This is a genomic window from Micromonospora sp. LH3U1, assembly GCF_028475105.1.
In the GTDB taxonomy this organism is placed as follows: domain Bacteria; phylum Actinomycetota; class Actinomycetes; order Mycobacteriales; family Micromonosporaceae; genus Micromonospora.
Window position 1 is genome coordinate 3,300,206 of sequence record NZ_CP116936.1, and the last position, 16,877, is coordinate 3,317,082.

General features: G+C 72.1%; 17 protein-coding genes. 10 read left to right on the forward strand and 7 right to left on the reverse strand.

Going from position 1 to position 16,877, the window contains the following annotated elements:
• Positions 1 to 237: 237 nt before the first annotated feature.
• From PCA76_RS14930 to PCA76_RS14945, 4 genes are all read left to right on the forward strand, one after another.
• Positions 238 to 960, forward strand: a complete 723-nt coding sequence (locus tag PCA76_RS14930; protein WP_272618678.1) for a VOC family protein — start codon at positions 238 to 240, stop codon at positions 958 to 960.
• A 165-nt stretch (positions 961 to 1,125) separates the two neighbouring features.
• Entirely contained in the window at positions 1,126 to 1,656 is a 531-nt protein-coding gene (locus tag PCA76_RS14935) for a GNAT family N-acetyltransferase (protein ID WP_272618680.1), read from the forward strand.
• Between the two features lie 98 nt (positions 1,657 to 1,754).
• A complete protein-coding gene (locus PCA76_RS14940) occupies positions 1,755 to 3,908 on the forward strand; it encodes an amylo-alpha-1,6-glucosidase (protein ID WP_272618682.1) in 2,154 nt (717 codons plus the stop codon).
• 55 nt (positions 3,909 to 3,963) lie between these two features.
• The gene (locus tag PCA76_RS14945) at positions 3,964 to 5,265 is read left to right on the forward strand and encodes an NAD(P)/FAD-dependent oxidoreductase (protein WP_272618684.1); all 1,302 of its coding nucleotides are present in this window, start codon (positions 3,964 to 3,966) and stop codon (positions 5,263 to 5,265) included.
• Positions 5,266 to 5,289: 24 nt separating this feature from the next.
• Here PCA76_RS14945 and PCA76_RS14950 read toward each other — a convergent pair whose 3' ends face one another.
• From PCA76_RS14950 to PCA76_RS14960, 3 genes are all read right to left on the reverse strand, one after another.
• Positions 5,290 to 6,390: an AI-2E family transporter gene (locus PCA76_RS14950; protein WP_272618685.1), complete on the reverse strand. Its 1,101-nt coding sequence runs from the start codon at positions 6,388 to 6,390 to the stop codon at positions 5,290 to 5,292.
• Between the two features lie 58 nt (positions 6,391 to 6,448).
• On the reverse strand, positions 6,449 to 7,243 hold the full coding sequence (locus PCA76_RS14955) for a spermidine synthase (RefSeq protein ID WP_272618687.1): 795 nt from the start codon (positions 7,241 to 7,243) through the stop codon (positions 6,449 to 6,451).
• A 115-nt stretch (positions 7,244 to 7,358) separates the two neighbouring features.
• On the reverse strand, positions 7,359 to 8,336 hold the full coding sequence (locus PCA76_RS14960) for a DUF2267 domain-containing protein (RefSeq protein WP_272618689.1): 978 nt from the start codon (positions 8,334 to 8,336) through the stop codon (positions 7,359 to 7,361).
• 200 nt (positions 8,337 to 8,536) lie between these two features.
• Between PCA76_RS14960 and PCA76_RS14965 the strand changes: the two genes are divergently transcribed.
• On the forward strand, positions 8,537 to 8,851 hold the full coding sequence (locus tag PCA76_RS14965) for a hypothetical protein (RefSeq protein ID WP_272618691.1): 315 nt from the start codon (positions 8,537 to 8,539) through the stop codon (positions 8,849 to 8,851).
• A gap of 70 nt (positions 8,852 to 8,921) precedes the next feature.
• Here PCA76_RS14965 and PCA76_RS14970 read toward each other — a convergent pair whose 3' ends face one another.
• The gene (locus PCA76_RS14970) at positions 8,922 to 9,257 is read right to left on the reverse strand and encodes an STAS domain-containing protein (protein ID WP_272618693.1); all 336 of its coding nucleotides are present in this window, start codon (positions 9,255 to 9,257) and stop codon (positions 8,922 to 8,924) included.
• A 219-nt stretch (positions 9,258 to 9,476) separates the two neighbouring features.
• Between PCA76_RS14970 and PCA76_RS14975 the strand changes: the two genes are divergently transcribed.
• From PCA76_RS14975 to PCA76_RS14995, 5 genes are all read left to right on the forward strand, one after another.
• Complete coding sequence (locus PCA76_RS14975) at positions 9,477 to 11,240, forward strand: PP2C family protein-serine/threonine phosphatase (RefSeq protein WP_272618695.1); 1,764 nt, start codon at positions 9,477 to 9,479, stop codon at positions 11,238 to 11,240.
• Positions 11,237 to 12,289, forward strand: coding sequence for a cobalamin B12-binding domain-containing protein (locus PCA76_RS14980; RefSeq protein WP_272618697.1), 1,053 nt, complete (start codon positions 11,237 to 11,239; stop codon positions 12,287 to 12,289). The genes PCA76_RS14975 and PCA76_RS14980 overlap by 4 nt, the downstream gene beginning before the upstream one ends.
• A 117-nt stretch (positions 12,290 to 12,406) precedes the next feature.
• Entirely contained in the window at positions 12,407 to 12,754 is a 348-nt protein-coding gene (locus PCA76_RS14985) for an STAS domain-containing protein (RefSeq protein ID WP_272618698.1), read from the forward strand.
• 68 nt (positions 12,755 to 12,822) lie between these two features.
• Entirely contained in the window at positions 12,823 to 13,269 is a 447-nt protein-coding gene (locus PCA76_RS14990) for a response regulator (protein ID WP_272618700.1), read from the forward strand.
• A 116-nt stretch (positions 13,270 to 13,385) separates the two neighbouring features.
• Positions 13,386 to 13,898 carry an ATPase gene (locus PCA76_RS14995; RefSeq protein ID WP_272618702.1) on the forward strand — a complete coding sequence of 171 codons (513 nt, stop codon included), beginning with the start codon at positions 13,386 to 13,388 and terminating at the stop codon, positions 13,896 to 13,898.
• Here the strand turns inward: PCA76_RS14995 and PCA76_RS15000 are convergent.
• The 3 genes from PCA76_RS15000 to PCA76_RS15010 all read right to left on the reverse strand — a co-directional run bounded on the left by PCA76_RS15000 (position 13,888) and on the right by PCA76_RS15010 (position 16,804).
• Positions 13,888 to 14,742, reverse strand: a complete 855-nt coding sequence (locus PCA76_RS15000) for a hypothetical protein (RefSeq protein ID WP_272618704.1) — start codon at positions 14,740 to 14,742, stop codon at positions 13,888 to 13,890. The two genes, PCA76_RS14995 and PCA76_RS15000, sit on opposite strands and share 11 nt — an antisense overlap.
• Positions 14,743 to 15,360: 618 nt before the next feature.
• Entirely contained in the window at positions 15,361 to 15,786 is a 426-nt protein-coding gene (locus PCA76_RS15005; protein WP_030332593.1) for an OsmC family protein, read from the reverse strand.
• A gap of 70 nt (positions 15,787 to 15,856) precedes the next feature.
• Positions 15,857 to 16,804: a serine/threonine-protein kinase gene (locus PCA76_RS15010; protein WP_272618709.1), complete on the reverse strand. Its 948-nt coding sequence runs from the start codon at positions 16,802 to 16,804 to the stop codon at positions 15,857 to 15,859.
• Positions 16,805 to 16,877 lie beyond the last annotated feature (73 nt).

Below are 16,877 nucleotides of genomic sequence, written 5' to 3' on the forward strand. Positions count from 1 at the left end.
CCTGCTGCGCCGCGTCGAGTCAGGCGGCAGAGGGTTCGTCGATGGAACAGCCGGTACGTGCGGCCCGCGCGGCGCTTGGGCATCGCGGGGATGACCCCGCCGGATCCGGACTGGCGTCAGGTGCGGGCAGCCTTCACCGCCGGGTACCGGAAACCCGGGTGCGGTCGACCCTGGCACCCCCTAGGCTCCCGCTCCGACGGCTGGCACGGCGTCCGGTCGGCCGGGAGGAGCGCAGCGATGACCGCACACCTGTTCGCGATCAGCTTCGACGCGCGCGAGCCGCTGCGGCTCGCGCGGTTCTGGTCCGGGCTGCTGGGGCGGGAGATCGTCGACGATCCACACGACGGCGTCCTGCTCCTGCCCACCAACGACAACGAGTTCCACCTCCGCTTCGTCCTGAACCAGCAGCCGAAGGTCGTCCAGAACCGGATGCACTTCGACCTGACCAGCAGTTCGCTGGAGGACCAGCGGCAGACGGTGGCCAGGGCGTTGGAGCTCGGCGCGCGGCACGCCGACATCGGGCAGGGCCCGGAGATCGATCATGTGGTGCTCGCCGACCCCGAGGGCAACGAGTTCGACGCCATCGCGCCGGGCAACAACTTCCTCGCCGGCTGCGGCTTCGTCGGTGCGCTGGCCTGCGACGGATCGCAGCAGGTCGGGTACTTCTGGAGTCAGGCGCTGGGGTGGCCGCTGGTCTGGGACCAGGACGAGGAGACCGCGATCCAGTCACCGAACGGCGGTACGAAGATCTCCTGGGGCGGTCCGCCGCACCTGCCGAACGGCGGGCGGGACCGGGTGCGGTTCGACCTCGCCCCGGCTGTCGACGTTGACCCGCAGGTCGAGCTGGCCCGTCTGCTCTCGCTCGGGGCGACGCGAGTCGACACCGATCAGGACGGGGCGGGCCGACTGGTGCTGGCGGACCCCGACGGTCAGGAGTTCAGCCTGTTGACGTCCCGCTAGCGTGGCCATTGCCCGCATGATCGTGCTCGATCGGTGTTGTAGTGGTCACGTGCGCTGCCGGATGCCACTACATCCTTGTTCGAGCACGATCACGTGACCGCGCGGCGCCACTCATCGGGCGGCTGGTTGGACAACGGCGGCACCGCTCGGTCAGAGTGGTCCGCCGTGAGATACCTGCGTACCGGTGGTCCCGCCGCGATCCGGCGGCCCCGGCCCACCGACTCCGAGGAGTTCGTCGCCGCCGTGCGGCGCAGTCGGGACCTGCACCACCCGTGGTTGGTCGCGCCGGCCAGCCCCGAGGAGTACGACCGCTATCTGAACCGGATCCGCCGCCGGGACAATGCCGGCTACCTGATCTGTGATCGGGCCAGTGGTGCGATTGCCGGTTATGTGAATATCAGCGGGATCGTGCTGGGTGCGCTGCGGGGCGGTTACCTGGGGTACGCGGCGTTCCAGCCCTACAGCGGGACCGGGCACGCCTCGGCGGGTGTCGCCCTGGTGATCGACCACGCGTTCCACACGGTCGGGCTGCACCGGCTGGAGGCGAACATCCAGCCGGGCAACGAGCCGTCCCGGCGGGTGGCCCGCAAGCTCGGTTTCCGGTTGGAGGGATTCTCCCCGGATTACCTGTTCATCGACGGCGCCTGGCGCGACCACGAGCGGTGGGCGATCACCGCCGCGCCAACCCCCAGCTGACCGGCGGCCCGGCCCTCCTCCCCGTGACGCCGGCCCCACGCGCACTTCACCCGGAACGGGTGATGCCACCTGGTGTTGCCTGTTCCTACGGTGGTGTCATGGCTGTCGTGCGCGCGACCCCTGCGGACCCGACCCCCGGCGTGCCCGCCGCGGCCACGGAAGCCGGCGACCAGCGGGCCATGCCGCCCGAGCTCGGACCCGACTCGCTCGCCGTGCTGAGCGGTCCCGCGTTCCTCTACTCCAACGCCCGTGGGGACGTGCCGCCGGGCAGCATCGGCGGGCTCGTCCACCTGGACACCCGACTGCTCAGCGGCTGGACGCTGACCGTCAACGGCAGCGAGCTGCTGGTGCTGCGCGCCGAGACCATCGACCACTACTCGGCGCAGTACGTGCTCACCAACCCCGACCTGCCCGGGCTGCCCCCGAACAGTCTGGGCGTGGAGCGGCTGCGGTACGTCGGCGACGGATTTCACGAGCGGGTGGAGCTGCGGTCGTTTCGGCCGGAACCGGTCCGGGTGGAGCTGCGGCTGGCCGTGAACGTCGACTTCGCCGATCTGTTCGAGGTCAAGTCGGTGGTCCGCGACCGGTCCGCGGAGATCACCCGTGACCACGCCGCCGATGGCTCCGAGCTGTGCTTCTCCTACCGCAACGGGGACTTCTGGGCAGAGACCCGGGTGTGCTGCCAGGGGCCGGCCGACCGCGTCGAGGGCGACGATCTGGTCTGGGAGCTCGACCTGCACCCGCGTGAGCAGTGGCAGATGGACCTGCATGTGCCACTGCCACCCGGGATGGGGGTGGTCGAACCGGTCCGCGGCGACATCGCCGACATCATCCACGGCCGGGCCGACGATCCCCTGCGCCGGTGGACCGAGGACCGGGCTGTGCTGCACGGCGACAACCAGGCGCTGGAGCGCACCGTACGTCGGTCCCGCGACGACCTCAGCGCACTGCGGCTCGACCTGGAGATCAAGGGCCAGCGCATCATGCTGCCCGGCGCGGGGCTGCCGTGGTTCCTCGCCGTGTTCGGCCGGGACACCCTGATCACCGCGTACCAGACTCTCGTCGCCGGGCCGGCGCTGGCCAAGGGGGCGCTGCTCGCGCTGGCGCGGCTTCAGGGTGACAAATGTGACGACTTCACCGACGAGGAGCCCGGCAAGATCCTCCACGAGGTGCGCAGCGGCGAGCTGACCCGCAACGGGCTCAAGCCGTACGGCCCGTACTACGGCACCGCCGACGCCACCCAACTCTGGCTGATTCTGCTCTCCGAGTACTGGCGGTGGACCGGGGACGACGAGACGGTCCGGCGCCTACGGGACAACGCGCTGGCCGCCCTGCGCTGGATCGACGAGTACGGCGACCGGGACGGCGACGGCTACGTCGAGTACGGCACGCGCTCCCCGGAAGGGCTGGGCAACCAGTGCTGGCGGGACTCGCCGGACGGGGTGTGCTTCGCCGACGGGCGCATTCCGGTGCTGCCACTGGCGACCAGCGACATTCAGGGCTACACCTACGACGCGAAGGTGCGCCTGGCGGAGCTGTTCGACGGTCCGCTGGCCAACCCCGCTCTGGCGCGCCGGCTGCGCGACGAGGCCGGCACGCTGTACGAGCGGTTCAACCGGGACTTCTGGATCGAGGAGCGGGGCGGTTACTACGCGATCGCCCTGGACGGTGACAAGAACGTGGTCGACGCGAAGACCTCCACGATGGGCCACCTGCTCTGGAGTGGGATCGTGCCGAGGGAGCGGGCCGACGCGGTGGTGCGGCAACTGATGTCGCCGGACATGTTCTCCGGCTGGGGCATCCGGACACTGTCCCGCGAGGAGTCGCTCTACAACGCCGTCGGCTACCACCTCGGCACGGTCTGGCCGCACGACAACTCGATCGCCGTGCTCGGCCTGGCCCGGTACGGCTACCGGGCCGAGGCGAACCGGATCAGCCTGGCGCTGTTCGAGGCGGCGGAGCAGTTCGGTCACCGGTTGCCCGAGGCGCTCTCGGGATTCGCGCGGGAGCGCATGGTGTTCGCGGTGCCGTACCCCACCGCGTGCAGCCCGCAGGCGTGGGCGGCCGGCACCCCCCTGGCTTTGGTCCGCGCGATGCTGGGGCTCAACCCGATCGACGGACAGCTGGTGCTCGATCCGGACATTCCTGAGGAACTGGGCCGGATCACGGCTGATCGTGTGCGTGCCTTCGGCCAGGAGTGGGGGCTGGAGGCGGTGCGCACCAACGGACACGTCCGGCTCCAGCCGAGCTGACCGGCGTCCCGCCCGTTCGACGTTTGTCCCGGGCTTCGACGGGAAACGGGCCGCAATGACGAAACCTCGTGTGGTGATCGTGGGGGCCGGGTTCGCCGGTTACCACGCGGCGAAGACGTTGAGCCGGATCGCCCGGGACCGGGCCGAGATCGTGGTGCTGAACTCCACCGACTACTTCCTGTACCTTCCGCTGCTGCCGGAGGTGGCGGCCGGGGTGGTCGAGCCCCGACGGATCGCCGTGCCGCTGACCGGGACGCTCAAGGGCGTACGGGTGGTGATCGGCGAGGCGGACCACGTCGACCTGCAGAACCGCTGGGTCGGCTTCACCCAGCCCGAGGGGGAGAAGAACCGGCTGGCGTACGACCGGTTGGTGCTCGCCGTGGGCAGCGTCAACAAGCTGCTGCCCATCCCGGGGGTGACCGAGTACGCGCACGGCTTCCGCGGCCTGCCCGAGGCCGTCTACCTGCACGATCACATCGTCCGGCAGATCGAGCTGGCCGAGCAGGCCGAGGACCCGGCCGAGCAGCAGGCCCGGTCCACGTTCGTGGTGGTCGGGGCGGGCTACACCGGCACCGAGGTCGCCGCGCACGGACAGCTGTTCACCGACGCGCTGCACGCCCAGCGGCCACGGCTCACCGTCCGGCCCCGCTGGATGCTGCTCGACGTTGCGCCCCGGGTGCTGCCCGAGCTGGACAAGCGGATGTCGGTCACCTCGCACAAGGTGCTCAACCGGCGCGGCGTGGACGTGCGGATGGGCACCTCGGTGGCCGAGGCGACCTGCGACGGGGTGAAGCTCACCGACGGCGAGTACGTGCCGACCTGCACCCTGGTGTGGTGTGTGGGGGTGCGCCCCGACCCGTTCGTCAACGAGTTGGGCCTGCGCACCGACAGGGGCCGACTGGTGACCGACGAGTTCCTCAACGTCCCCGGCTACCCGGAGGTGTACGCCTGCGGCGACGCCGCCGCCGTGCCTGACCTGACCCATCCCGGTGCGGTCTGCGGGATGACCGCCCAGCACGCGCAGCGGCAGGGCAAGCTCGCCGCACACAACATCGCCGCGTCGTACGGCTTCGGCCGGCGCAAGCCGTACAAGCACCACGACCTGGGTTGGGTCGTCGACCTCGGTGGCAAGGACGCGGCGGCGAACCCGTTGCACCTCAACCTGGCCGGGTTGCCGGCCAAGGCGGTCACCCGGGCGTACCACCTGATGGCGATGCCGGGGAACCGCACCCGCGTCGGGGCCGACTGGGTGCTGGACGCCGCGCTGACCCGCTCGGCGGTCCAGCTCGGGCTGGTCCCGGCGAACGCGGTGCCGCTGGAGAGCACCTCACCCGAGGTCGCGACCCGACTCCGCTGACCGCGCGCCAACCGACCTGGCCGGTCAGCCCTGGTGGGCGGGACCGGCCGGTCGCCGCGACTGGGCGGCCGGCCCGGCCGGTGGGGTGGGGCGGAGCCGGCGCGGACCGTACTCGCGCAGCAGGGTCTGGACGATGCCGGCGGCGGGGATGGCCAGCAGCGCGCCGAGCAGACCGACCAGCTCCGCCGCGAGCAGCACACTGATCAGCACGGTCAGCGGGTTGAGCCGGACCGCGCGGGACAGGATGAGCGGCTGGAGCACGTGGTTCTCCACCTGCTGGTAGAGCACGAAGAACACCAGCACCACCACCCCGGCGGTGGGGGAGTGCAGGAACCCGGCGCCGGCCGCGATCACCGCACCGAGGGTCGCACCCACCAGCGGTATCAGGTCGGCCACCGCCACCAGCAGGGCGATCACGGCCGCGAACGGCACCCCGCTGAGGGCCAGGACCGCGAAGGTCAACGCCCCGCAGATCACGCTGATCAGCAGGTTGCCGGTGAGGTAGCCGGTGACGGAGCGCGACACCTCCCGGCTCACCCGGCGCAGCCGCTCACCCTGGCCGTCCCCGGCCGCCGCGAGGACGCGGTGGGTGATCCGCGGTGCTTCCAACACCATGAGGTACGCCAGCACGATGACCGTGACCAGCCCGGCGACCGTCTCGACGATGCCGCGCAGCACGCCGACCGCGGGCTGGCGCAACCTGGTGCCGACATCGCGCAGCTGGTCCGAGTGCTCGCTGACGTAGCGTCGCGCGCCGGTGCGCTCCAGCAACTGCCCCAGCGGGCCCCGGCCGGCGCGGGCGTCGTGCAGCAGCTCGGGCGCCTGGTCGGCGAACCGGCCCAGCTCCGCGGACAACGGCACCAGGATGAGCGCGGCCAGGATCGCCAGCAGCACGAACGCGGCGAAGAACACCAGGAGCGTGGCCAACGCCCGACGCCGGACGAGACGGCGTTGCAGCCGGTCGACGAGGGGCTTGAGCGCGACGGCGAAGAACGCGGCCACCACGGCCCAGGTCAGCACCCGGCGGGTCGCGTACACGAAAGCCAGAGCGAACGCGGTCGCCAGCACCAGACCGATCACGACCAGGGTCCGGCGGGCGGTCACCCGATCGTCGGCGTTGCTCATCCGCGGCGACTTCCCCGCGCTCGCCGTCGGAAACCCGGCATTGCGGACGGAACGCCGATCAGTCGCGCCCGCTGTCGTCCGAGTCGGTGACCGGGTGGGCGCCAGCGACGAACGTGTCGAGCGCGGCGGCGTGCAGGAGGCCGCCGGGCACCGGGTCGCGCAGGGCGGCCACCGCGAGCCGGCCGACCGGCAGCCCGCCGGGGCGGGACGTCGCGGCCAGCACCAGGTTGCCGTAACGCCGGCCGCGCAACATCCGTCGGTCGCCGAGCACGCACACGTCGGCGAAGCCCGCCCGCAACGTGGCCACCTGCACCCGTGTGCCGACGAGTGGCGGCAGGTCCGTGACGTTGACCAGGTACGACCCACCGGGGCGAAGGGTGCGGGCCACCTCGGCGGCGAACTCGACGGTGCGGACGTGCCGGGGCATCCGGGCCGCCCGGTAGATGTCGGCGATCACCAGGTCGTACCGATCGGCCGGGGTGGCGGTGAGCGCGTCCCGGGCGTCGGCGACCTCCACCCGCACCTCCGGCGGCAGCGGCGGCAACTCCCGGGCGACCAGCTCGACCACCGCCGGGTCCCGCTCGACGACCCGCTGCGGGGAGCCGGGCCGGGTGACGGCCAGCCAGCGGGGCAGCGTCAACGCGCCGCCACCCAGGTGCAGCACACTCAGCGGGGCTCCCGCCGGGGCCGTCAGCTCCACCGCCGAGGCGATCCGCCGGACGTACTCGAAGTGCAGGTACCGGGGATCCTCGACATCCACGTACGACTGCTCGACACCAGCGGACAGCAGTGTCCGGCCGGTCCGGCGGGCCGGGTCGGCGACCAACTCCAGCCGGTCGGCGGCGCGGTTCATGACCGGCACGCTAGCCGAGCCCACGGCCCACCCCGCCCGTGGCCCGGCACGGCCGACGGGCCGGCGGAGCGGGGTTGCCCCCGGTCCGCCGGCCCGCCCATGCCGCTGTGACCGGTCAGCCGCCGGCCATCCCGGCCCCCACCTCGTCGATCGCGTCGTCGATCTGGTGGGCGAGGTCCACGTCGAGCGCGGTCACCCCGTCGGCCTGGTTGGTCCGTACGGTCAACACGGCGGCGGTGTCCCCCGGACGTCCGATACTCGGGCCGCGGCCGGTGTCCTGGCGCAGCCGGTCGAGCCGGTCGAGCACCCGGTCCAGGTTGTCCGGCGGCAGCGCGACAACCCGATAGAAGCCCTGGCTGTCACCGGCCCAGTACGGCAGGTCGTCGAGCGCCGCACTGATCTCGTCCGGTTCCAGGGTCGGTGTGGTGGTGGAGGCGCCCACGAGGCCGCCGCCGGCCTCCGGCGGGTTCAGCAGGTCACGCAACCCGTCGGGTACGTGCAACGACTCGACCAGGTCACCGTCCTGCTCGGCGAGCGCGGCGATGGTGGCTTCCGCCTGGTATCGGGCCTGTTCCGGGGTGTTGCCGCTGATCCGGCCCACCTCGGCCAGGAAGCCGGGCAGGTCCCGGTGCCGTTCGATGCCGTCGATGGGCAGCACGTCGTGCAGCGATGCCGGCACTGCCGCGAGCAGCCGCTGCCGCTCGGCGGCGTCCAGGGCGAAGGCGAGGACCAGCACGGTCGCTTCGGTGCCCACCTTGGCCGTCTTGAAGTCGACCCCGGCCCGACGCCGGACCTCGTCGACCAGGTCGTGGTAGCCCATGCTGCTCACGCCGGCCGCGCCGCTCGGCGGGGACGGCTGAGGCCTCGGATTGTCGGCGCTGCCGACCGGCGGCGGCGCCGGCCCGCCACGCGTACTGTCCGGTTTGTGGGGTCCGGCCGCCGGTGGGCCGGCTCGCTTGCCCTGGTCGAGGCTCGTGAGCTGCTTGGAGGCGCTCAGGCTGGCGCCGATCTCGCTGGGCTGGCGACCCTGTTCGCGGGCCTGCCGAGCTAGAGCCCGGCGCCTCTGGTTGTCGCCCTCCATCTGCTTGCGCATGGTGGCACCCCTTCCGCTGGGGATCGTGGCTGCGCCCGTCGCCTTCCCGTCGTCCCGGGAGCCGAAACGGACGCTGCCGGCCCGGTCGGCCCCGCGTCCGCAGCGCTTCATCCGGCGGGGGTGAGGGGTGCTCACCCACACGACCCGCACCATCAGGTCAGGACCGGAGTTCTTCCGAGGTACGCGGAAGGAAGGTCGTCATGAAACAGATCGTCGAGATCGTCCCCGCCCGACCCGGCTGGTACGCACGCTGGCAGCTCAACCCCGATGTCACCAGGTGTTACCCGGTGAGCCTGTGGGCGCTGCTGGAGGAGGCCGACGGGACTGGCCGCGAAGTGGTCGGCATGGACTGCATCGGCCAGTGGCCCGGCGCGGACGACAACGAGGTGGGTGGGGAGTTCGTCCGCTACCTGTACCAGACGCCCGATTCGGGAGAACCCGAGGACGTCGACCCGACCCCGACCGGCGAGCTGCGCGAGAGCGGCCCTCGGCTCCAGCCGATGACGGCACCCTAGACATTCCTCCGGCCCCCGACCCCAGGTCCCAGGGTCGGGGGCCATCCCCGTTTTCCGGGGGTGGCCGCGGTCAGCCGATGGCGCGCAGGTCGTTGGCGTGCGCCACGGCCAGTAGTTCGGTCAGGCCCGTCCGGTCGAGCATTTGCTGGAGCTGCGGGCTGACGCCGGTCAGCCGGATCGCCCCGGCGCGGCGGTGCACCACCAGCAGCGCGCTGAGCCCGGAGGAGTCGCAGAGGCGCACGCCGGTCAGGTCGATCAGCACCTGGTCCTGCCCGTCGCCGTGCAGGTCAGCCGCCGCCGCGACCAGCTCGGGCGCGGTGTCGTAGTCGAGCTCACCGGTCAGCCGGAGTCGGACGTGCCCGGCGTCGAGCCGGGTCGCCTCGATGGTCAACAGCTGGTCCGACATCCCACCATCTTCCCCGTCGGGCGGAAGAACGCAACGCGGGGGCCACGACGCGCACGAGAACGGTCGCCCCGGTGCCGCTCGGGCGGTGGCGGCGGTGCCCGCCAATTGCGCCGAGATGCCGCTTTCCCCGTACCCGCGTAGTGTGGGCTGAACAGTTTTGACCATAGACGCCGGTTCCGGTACGGGTTCGGGTGGATGACAAGGAGTGAGGCTCAGCTGGTGACTGCTTCCGACGTCAGGGACTACGACCCGGGCGACGGACGGATCTCCACGCCGAGCACGACACGCTCCCCGGCGTGGTCCGCCGACGTCCGGCCCCGACCCACAGCGGCCCTGCCGCCGCTGGCCCCCGACCGGGGTCAGCCCGCACCTGACCTGTTCGAGGTCGTCGAACACTTCCGTGAGGGCCTGGTCGTCTGCGACGCCGATGGCGTCGTGCGGCACGTCAGCCCGGTGGCCGAGCGGTTGCTGCCCGAGGTGACGCCCGGCGAGCTGCTCAGCGCGGCCGGAGTGCCCGGGTTGAGCGAGGGCACCGCCGGTGCCTTCACCTATCGCGGGCGCCAGCTCACCGCCCGCCAGGTGCCCCTCTCCGGTGCCCGTTGCTGCTGGTACGTCGAGGACGTCACCGACAGCGTCAGCCGCGCCGACGCGCTGCTCGCCGAGCGGGCACGCTCAGCCTTCCTCGCCGTGGTCGGTGACAAGCTGGGTAACCCGCTGCACCCCGACCGGGCCGCCGCCGCGGTCGTCCGACTCGCCGTGCCGACCCTGGCCGAGGTGGCCGTGCTGGTGCTGGCCCCGCGTGCCGGTCGGGCCCGCTGGTGGCGGGCCTCGCGCACCGACGGCGAGGCGCCGATGGTGGACAGCGGCGTGCTGGCCGACGGTGAGCTGCCGGTCGCCATCGCCGACGGGTTGACCGGGGTCGAGCCGCACGCGGTGGACTGGCTGGTCGAGCAGGCGGTCGACGCTGGTTGGCTGCCCGGGCTCGCCGGCACCGGGAGCGCCGCCCGGGTCGTCCCGCTGCCCGGCCGGGACGCACCGGTCGGTGTGCTGCTGGTGGCCCGCGCCACGCGCTGGTATGACGAGGCCGACGTGGAGCTGATCCGCGCGTTCGCGGCCCGCGCCGGCGCGGCGTTGACCACCGCTCTGCTCTACCGCGACCAGGCGGAGGTGGCCGACACCCTCCAGGCCAGTCTGCTGCCGATCGAGCCGGCCGAGGCCGCCGGTGTGCAGTGGGGCACCGCGTACCGGCCCGCGCAGGCGGGACTGCGCATCGGTGGCGACTTCTACGGCTCGCACCGACTCCCCGACGGGGGCTCGGTGTTCTTCCTCGGCGACGTGTCGGGCAAGGGCGTCGAGGCGGCCGTCTTCACCGGTCAGTTGCGCCAGTGCCTGCAGGCGTTGCACCGATTGGAGTCGCACCCCGGGCGGTTGCTGCGGCTGCTCAACGACGCGCTGCTGGAGACGACCCAGGCGCACGGCCAGGGCCGCTTCGCCACGATGGTGCTCGGTGTGGCCCGCCCGCAGCGCGACGGGGGCCTCACCCTCACCATGGCCAGCGGAGGGCACCTGCCGCCGCTGGTGCTGCGCGCCTCCGGCGAGGTGGAGTCGGTGCCGCTGCGCGGCATGCTGATCGGGGTGGTGCCCGACCCCCGCGTCGGCGAGGCGACCGTGCGGCTGGCGCCGGGTGAGACCTGTCTGCTCTACAGCGACGGGGTGACCGAAGCCCGAGGTGGACGCCGCGGCGACGAGCAGTTCGGCACGGAACGGCTGGTCACCGCGCTGACCGGCTGCCAACGGATGCCCGCGCCGGCCCTGGCCGAGCGGGTTGAGCAGGTCACCTGCGACTGGCTGGCGCATGGCGACCACGACGACATCGCCGTGCTGGCGGTGCGGGCAGCCGGCCCGAGCGGGCGCGGGTCACGGCACCTGCACTCGGTGCCCGCACCAGCCGACGCGGACCAGCAGAAGGAGACTGACGAGTGACCGCCCCCACGGCCCCCGCCGGACCCCTCGCCGCCGACCCGACCGATGCGTACCCCGGTTACCTGGACTGCCTCGGCGACGCCGACGAGTACGCCGCCATCGACATGGCGATCGGCCTGCTCGACGCGGGCGTACCGGCGGAGCGGGTGCTTCTCGACCTGGTCGCGCCCGCTCAGGCCGAGGTGGGTGAGCGGTGGGCGCGCAACGAGTGGAGCGTCGCCCAGGAGCATGCCGCCACCCACATCAGCGAGCAGGTGGTGGCGGCGGTGGCCGGGCACGTCAACCCGCGCCCGACCGGCGGACGGGTCGTGGTCGCGTGCATGGACGGCGAGTGGCACGCGCTGCCGCCCCGGCTCGTGGCCGAGGTGCTGCGGCTACGCGGCTGGCAGGTGACCTTCCTGGGTGCCAGCGTGCCTGCGGCGCACCTCGTGTCGTACCTGCACCGCTACGACGCGCACGCGGTCGCGTTGGCGTGCGCGCTGCCGATGCGGCTGCCACACGCCCATCGGATGATCGAGGCGTGCCGCCGCTCGGACGTGCCGGTGGTGGTCGGGGGGCGCGGGTTCGGCGTGGACGGTCGGTGGGCGCGTCGGCTCGGCGTGGCCTGGGCGCCGGACGCGCCCTCCGCGGCCGAGTTGATCGCCGACGAGCGGGCGCTGCGTGGGGTGCCGCCGGCGCGGCTGGCGCACCTGGCCGACGACGAGTACGCCAGCCTGCTGCGGCGTCGTGGTGAGCTGATCGACAGCGCGTTGGCGGACCTGTTCGAGCGGGTGCCGGCGGCCCGGTCCTACACCGCCGCTCAGCTCGACTCGACCGTGAGCGACCTGGGTCACATCGTGGATTTCCTGGCCGCGGCGGTCTACGTCGACGACGCCTCGTTGTTCACCGAGTTCGTCGAGTGGCTGTCGGAAATCCTGGTGAGTCGGGGGGTGCCCGCCACCGCGGTCGCGCAGCCTCTGGAGCACTACGGCGTCGCGTTGCGTGACTTCCCCCGGGCGGGGCAGGTGCTGGCCCTGGGGCGCGCCGCGCTGCCCGTCGCAGGCCGCTGACCGGGCGCGCCGCCGGCACCCGGTCGATCACCCGCGCCCGGTGTTCGGCAACTGGGCCCTGCGTATACTTGTCGCACTGCAAACGTCCCACCCAAAGGTGGAGCGAGGGGAAGAACGGTGACGTTCAGCGTCAGCTATGTCGAGCGCGACGGCGGTGGCCCCTGCCTGCGGCTCGCGGGCGAGCTGGACCTGAGCACCGCCCCCGAGTTGACCGCCGCGATCGACCGACTCATCGCCGCAGGCGAGAGCCGGGTGCTGCTCGACCTCACCGACCTCACGTTCTGCGATTCCACCGGGATGGCCGTGTTCGTCAAGGGAGACAATCAGGTGGCGGCCGACGGGGGTTGGCTTCGGCTCACCGGCGCCAATGGCCGCGTCGAGCGGGTGTTGCGGGTGACCGGCTTGGCCGACGTGTTGCGCTACGAACCGGAGTCGGTCGACCCCGCGTCCCGCAGTGCCCTCTGATGGGCTAGATTTCCCCGCCAGCGCGGTGACCGTCAGGTCCCGTCTCCACCAACCCGAGGCAGGTAGTGATGGGCGCAGACAGCCCGCAGCCGGTACGCATCCTGGTGGTCGACGACGACCCGGGCGACGTGCTCATGATCGAGGAGGCGTTGGCGGATTCCGACGTCGCGAAGGTCATCGACGTGGTCAGCGACGGGGAGGAGGCGATGGAGTTTCTCCGCGCCGAGGGCCGGCACGAGCAGGCCCGTCGGCCGGACGTGATCCTGCTTGACCTCAACATGCCGCGGATGGACGGTCGGCAGGTGCTCGGCGCGGTGAAGCAGGACGAGGATCTGCGGACCATCCCGATCGTCGTGCTGACCACCTCCAACGCCGACACCGACATCGTCGGCAGCTACACGCTTCAGGCCAACGCGTACGTCACCAAGCCGATCGACCTGGACGACTTCAACGACGTGGTCCGCCGCATCGACGAGTTCTTCGGCCGGGTGGTCGTGCTGCCCAAGCGCGTCTGACGTACCCCCACGCTCGCGCATGCTGAACATTTTTCCCGAACCCCCTCGGCGGCTGCGGTCGCAGCCGAGGATCCAGGTGGGGAAGTAACAGCAGCAGCTGCCTGGGGGGCGACAGTATGAGGTTCTCCGTCGTTGAGACCGGTTACGACCAGCGGCAGGTGGATTCCTGCCTGGATGAGCTGGGGATCCGGTTGTCCCGGCTCGCGGCGCGGGCTGAGGGCGCGGCCGGGGCGGCCCGGGAGTGGGACGAGATCCGCCAGGAGGCCGCCTGGCTCAGCGGGCTCCTACAGCGGCTGGACCTGGGCGACGCCAGCGGCAGCCGGCACGGCGGTGACGCGGTGCGCCGCGAGGCCGCCGAGGTCCTGGCCCAGGCTCGTTTCGCGCTGGACGAGGCCCGCGAAGAGGCACGGCAGGTTCGTGAGCGGGCGTACACGGAAGCCGTGCAGGCCCGGCGCGACTTCGAAGCGGCGTTGTACGTCCGTCGGCGACGCGAGGCGCGGGTGGACGAGATCCTCAGCCAGCTGACGGTGGATCAGGTGCCCGCGGACACCCCGACCGCGGCTGCCGGCGTACCGGAGCGCCGTCCGGCCGTCGCGGACACCGACCGGGGCTCCCGGCTCAGGAGGTGAGGGCCGCCGCGACGGTGGTTGCCCGCTCCTCGTGCTGGGCGTACGCGTCGGGGTAGGCGGAGATCTGCACGGACTGGGCGGCGGCGGTGACGCTCATGTCCTGCCAGCCGAGGATCTCGTTGAGCGCGCTGTAGAAGGCTCGGGCGGCGTACGACGGGCGCATCAGCTCGGCCACCGTGCCCCAGCCGCTGCTGGGCCGCTGCTGGAACAGCCCGACCGAGTCGTGGTCGGAGCCGCTGCCCTGGTTTGGGTAGTCGGCCGACTCCGGGAGGACGTCACTGGCCAGGTTGTAGAGGTTGCTCTCCTGCATGGCGGTCGCCAGAGCCACCACCAGGGCGCGGCGCGGCATCTTCATCTCCAGGCCGACGTCCACGATGATCTTCGCGTTGTCCATCTGTGCCTGGTCGAGGCCGGCGACCGGTCGGGGTCGGCGGGGCTTGACCGGCTTTTTGGGCGCCTTACGTACGGCGGTGGGTGTGGCTGTGGCTGTGGGCTTCGCCGTCGGGCTGGGGAGCACGCGTGCGGGGGCGACGTCGCGATCCAGCGACCGGGAGGCGCGCTCGTCGGCGATGGCGGCACGGTCGGCCACCGCCTCGGCGAGCGGCTCCACCGTGCGGGGCGTCTCGTCGTTGCCGGGGGTGCTGGCGACCGCGACGAGGCTGAGGCAGCAGGTGACACCGGCGGCCAGCGCCACCCGGACCGGGGTCGAGCCCCACAGGGGGCGCCGGGACGGCTCGGGGACGCGGTGACGGCCAGTCATCCGTGCGGTTGATGCGGCATCATCCGAACGGGTGGTCGGGCGCGCGTCGGTCAGCTTCTGGTCGGCGGGGTCGTCGGGATCCACCCGCCGAGGCTAAAGAGTTGAATGCTCGATGCCATCGGCCCGTACGGTGGCATGCGCCACAATTTGCCCCGATCAGCCCGACTTTAATGGGCAAAAGCGGAGCAAGTCTCATCAAATTCGCCAAGCAGGCGAGCCGGTTATTCCCGATTCGCCCGTCATATACAGACGCCCCGTCCGGCGCTCAACACGGAATCCGCGCACCCCGCACGCTCAGCCATACAGTCGATGCCAGCCCCACCAAACAGCCGTCCGCACCCCACCAGACGCCCCGCCCCCACCCTCCCGCGCCCCTCCCGGTCCCCGCGATCTTGCAGTTGCTGTCGGCGTTGTGCGCCGAATGTGTCTAAATGCGCGGGCAGGAAGTGCAAGATCGCGCGGAGGGGAGAGGGTCAGCAGTGGCGGTGGGGTCGGCCTGGCTGCGTCCTTTGCTCTGCTTCAAAGGAGGAAACACCTCGCGTCCGGATAGCGGACGTCGGGTGTTGCCTGGGGTGAAGCAGAGCAAAGGACGCAGCGTGCAGGGTGCCTGCCCCTGTGGGACACGCCCGCCGCGACGGCGGACCACCCGGGCGTCGCCGGCCAGGCAACCGGCCAGGCACACCGGCCAGCCGGACGACCGGACTAATGCCGGCCGTTCTCCGCTGGCGTGACGGTCAGCCGGTGGCGGCTGGCGTCCCCGCTGGAGAACGGCCAGAGCCGGTCGGCGTACTCGACCAGGTCGGCCAGCTGATCGCGGCTCAGGCCGGCTGAGGAGATCTCCGCGTGCACGTCGGCCCGGTACCGGCCGTCGTTGTCACGCCCCAGTTTCGCCTCCGCCCGCACCTGGACCGTGTGCGCTTCGTCGGTGATCTCCCCGGCCACCTCCACCGCCGCGTGATGCAGGCAGGAGGCGAAGGCCGCGGCCAGCAACTGTTCCGGGGTCAGCCCGGTGCAGTGCGGCGCCAGCGGTGAAGCCAGCGCGGTGGAGAGCCCGCCATCGTCGGTGCGTACGTGACCGCCCTCGGCGGTCGCTGTGGCCTCACGCAGCCAGGAACTCTGATCCGGCATCGCGTTTCTCCCGTCGCTCACCAGGTCGGCTACCCGGCCGCCGCCCCGCGAAACGCCGTGGACCGTACGGTCAGCGCCCGGAGAGGTGGTTCGGCTCGTCGAGCACCTGCACCGCCTCGGTGGCCTCCATCGCGGCGCGTTCGGTCCACGGAGACGTCCGGGCCGGCCGGCGGGTCGTCGGGATCGTCATCGGCACGTACACCCGGGCGTCCACGGCCTCGGCCAGCAGCAGCGCTGCGATCAGGCTGCTCGGGCGCTGCTCGGGGTCGTCGGCGAGGCAGGAGTGGCACAACTCGGCCACCTCCGGCGGGAGCCCGTCGATCTCGGGTAGCGGCTCCGGTGGCTGACAGCGGCGTACGCCGAGCAGTTCGTGGGTGGTGACCGCGTGGTACGGCAGACGGGCGGTGAGGCAGTAGTAGAGCAGCACGCCGAGGGCGTACATGTCGGAGGCTGGCGTGGCCGGCACCCCGTCCAGTTGCTCGGGCGCCAGGTACGCCGGGGTGCCCAGCACGATCCCGGTCGGCATCGGGTCCGGGGTGCCGGCGGGGACGGCGATGCCGAAGTCGAGCACCTTCACCCCCGACGGGGTGAGCATGACGTTGGCGGGCTTGACGTCGCGGTGCACGATGCCCTCCGCGTGTGCGGCGGCCAGCGCCGCGGCGACCTCCGCGCAGACCCGCACCGAGATTCGCCAGTCCAGCGGCCCGGCGCGCAGGTGCGCGGCGAGCGTCTCACCCTCGGCGAGCTCCATCACGATGTAGGGCACCGGGCGGCCGGGCCACGTCGAGGAGGTGCCGAAGTCGTGCACGCTCGCCACGTTCGGGTGCACCAGGCGGGCCGCCGATCGGGCCTCCGCGCGGATCCGGTCCACGGGGCCGTCCTGGCCGTCGGGACCGGGCAGGATGAGCTTCACCGCGACCGGCCGGTCCAGCACCTGGTCGTGCGCCCGCCACACCTCGGACATCCCGCCCACTCCGATGCGCTGCTCGAGCTGGTACCGCCCGTCCAGCGTGCGCATCGATCACTCCTCGCCCTCGTCCCGCCGAGCGCGGGTGCTTGGGTCGCGGTACCCGGGCTCCGAGCTGGGCAAA

Bases quoted from the DNA above. Each gene is read 5' to 3' on its own strand.
- PCA76_RS14965 (WP_272618691.1), top strand. From the start codon at position 8,537: ATGAAACAGATCGTCGAGATCGTCCCCGCCCGACCCGGCTGGTACGCA.
- PCA76_RS15005 (WP_030332593.1), bottom strand. From the start codon at position 15,786: ATGCCGGATCAGAGTTCCTGGCTGCGTGAGGCCACAGCGACCGCCGAG.
- PCA76_RS14955 (WP_272618687.1), bottom strand. From the start codon at position 7,243: ATGAACCGCGCCGCCGACCGGCTGGAGTTGGTCGCCGACCCGGCCCGC.
- PCA76_RS14945 (WP_272618684.1), top strand. From the start codon at position 3,964: ATGACGAAACCTCGTGTGGTGATCGTGGGGGCCGGGTTCGCCGGTTAC.
- PCA76_RS15010 (WP_272618709.1), bottom strand. From the start codon at position 16,804: ATGCGCACGCTGGACGGGCGGTACCAGCTCGAGCAGCGCATCGGAGTG.
- PCA76_RS14970 (WP_272618693.1), bottom strand. From the start codon at position 9,257: ATGTCGGACCAGCTGTTGACCATCGAGGCGACCCGGCTCGACGCCGGG.
- PCA76_RS14960 (WP_272618689.1), bottom strand. From the start codon at position 8,336: ATGCGCAAGCAGATGGAGGGCGACAACCAGAGGCGCCGGGCTCTAGCT.
- PCA76_RS14995 (WP_272618702.1), top strand. From the start codon at position 13,386: ATGAGGTTCTCCGTCGTTGAGACCGGTTACGACCAGCGGCAGGTGGAT.
- PCA76_RS14940 (WP_272618682.1), top strand. From the start codon at position 1,755: ATGGCTGTCGTGCGCGCGACCCCTGCGGACCCGACCCCCGGCGTGCCC.
- PCA76_RS14990 (WP_272618700.1), top strand. From the start codon at position 12,823: ATGGGCGCAGACAGCCCGCAGCCGGTACGCATCCTGGTGGTCGACGAC.
- PCA76_RS14950 (WP_272618685.1), bottom strand. From the start codon at position 6,390: ATGAGCAACGCCGACGATCGGGTGACCGCCCGCCGGACCCTGGTCGTG.
- PCA76_RS14930 (WP_272618678.1), top strand. From the start codon at position 238: ATGACCGCACACCTGTTCGCGATCAGCTTCGACGCGCGCGAGCCGCTG.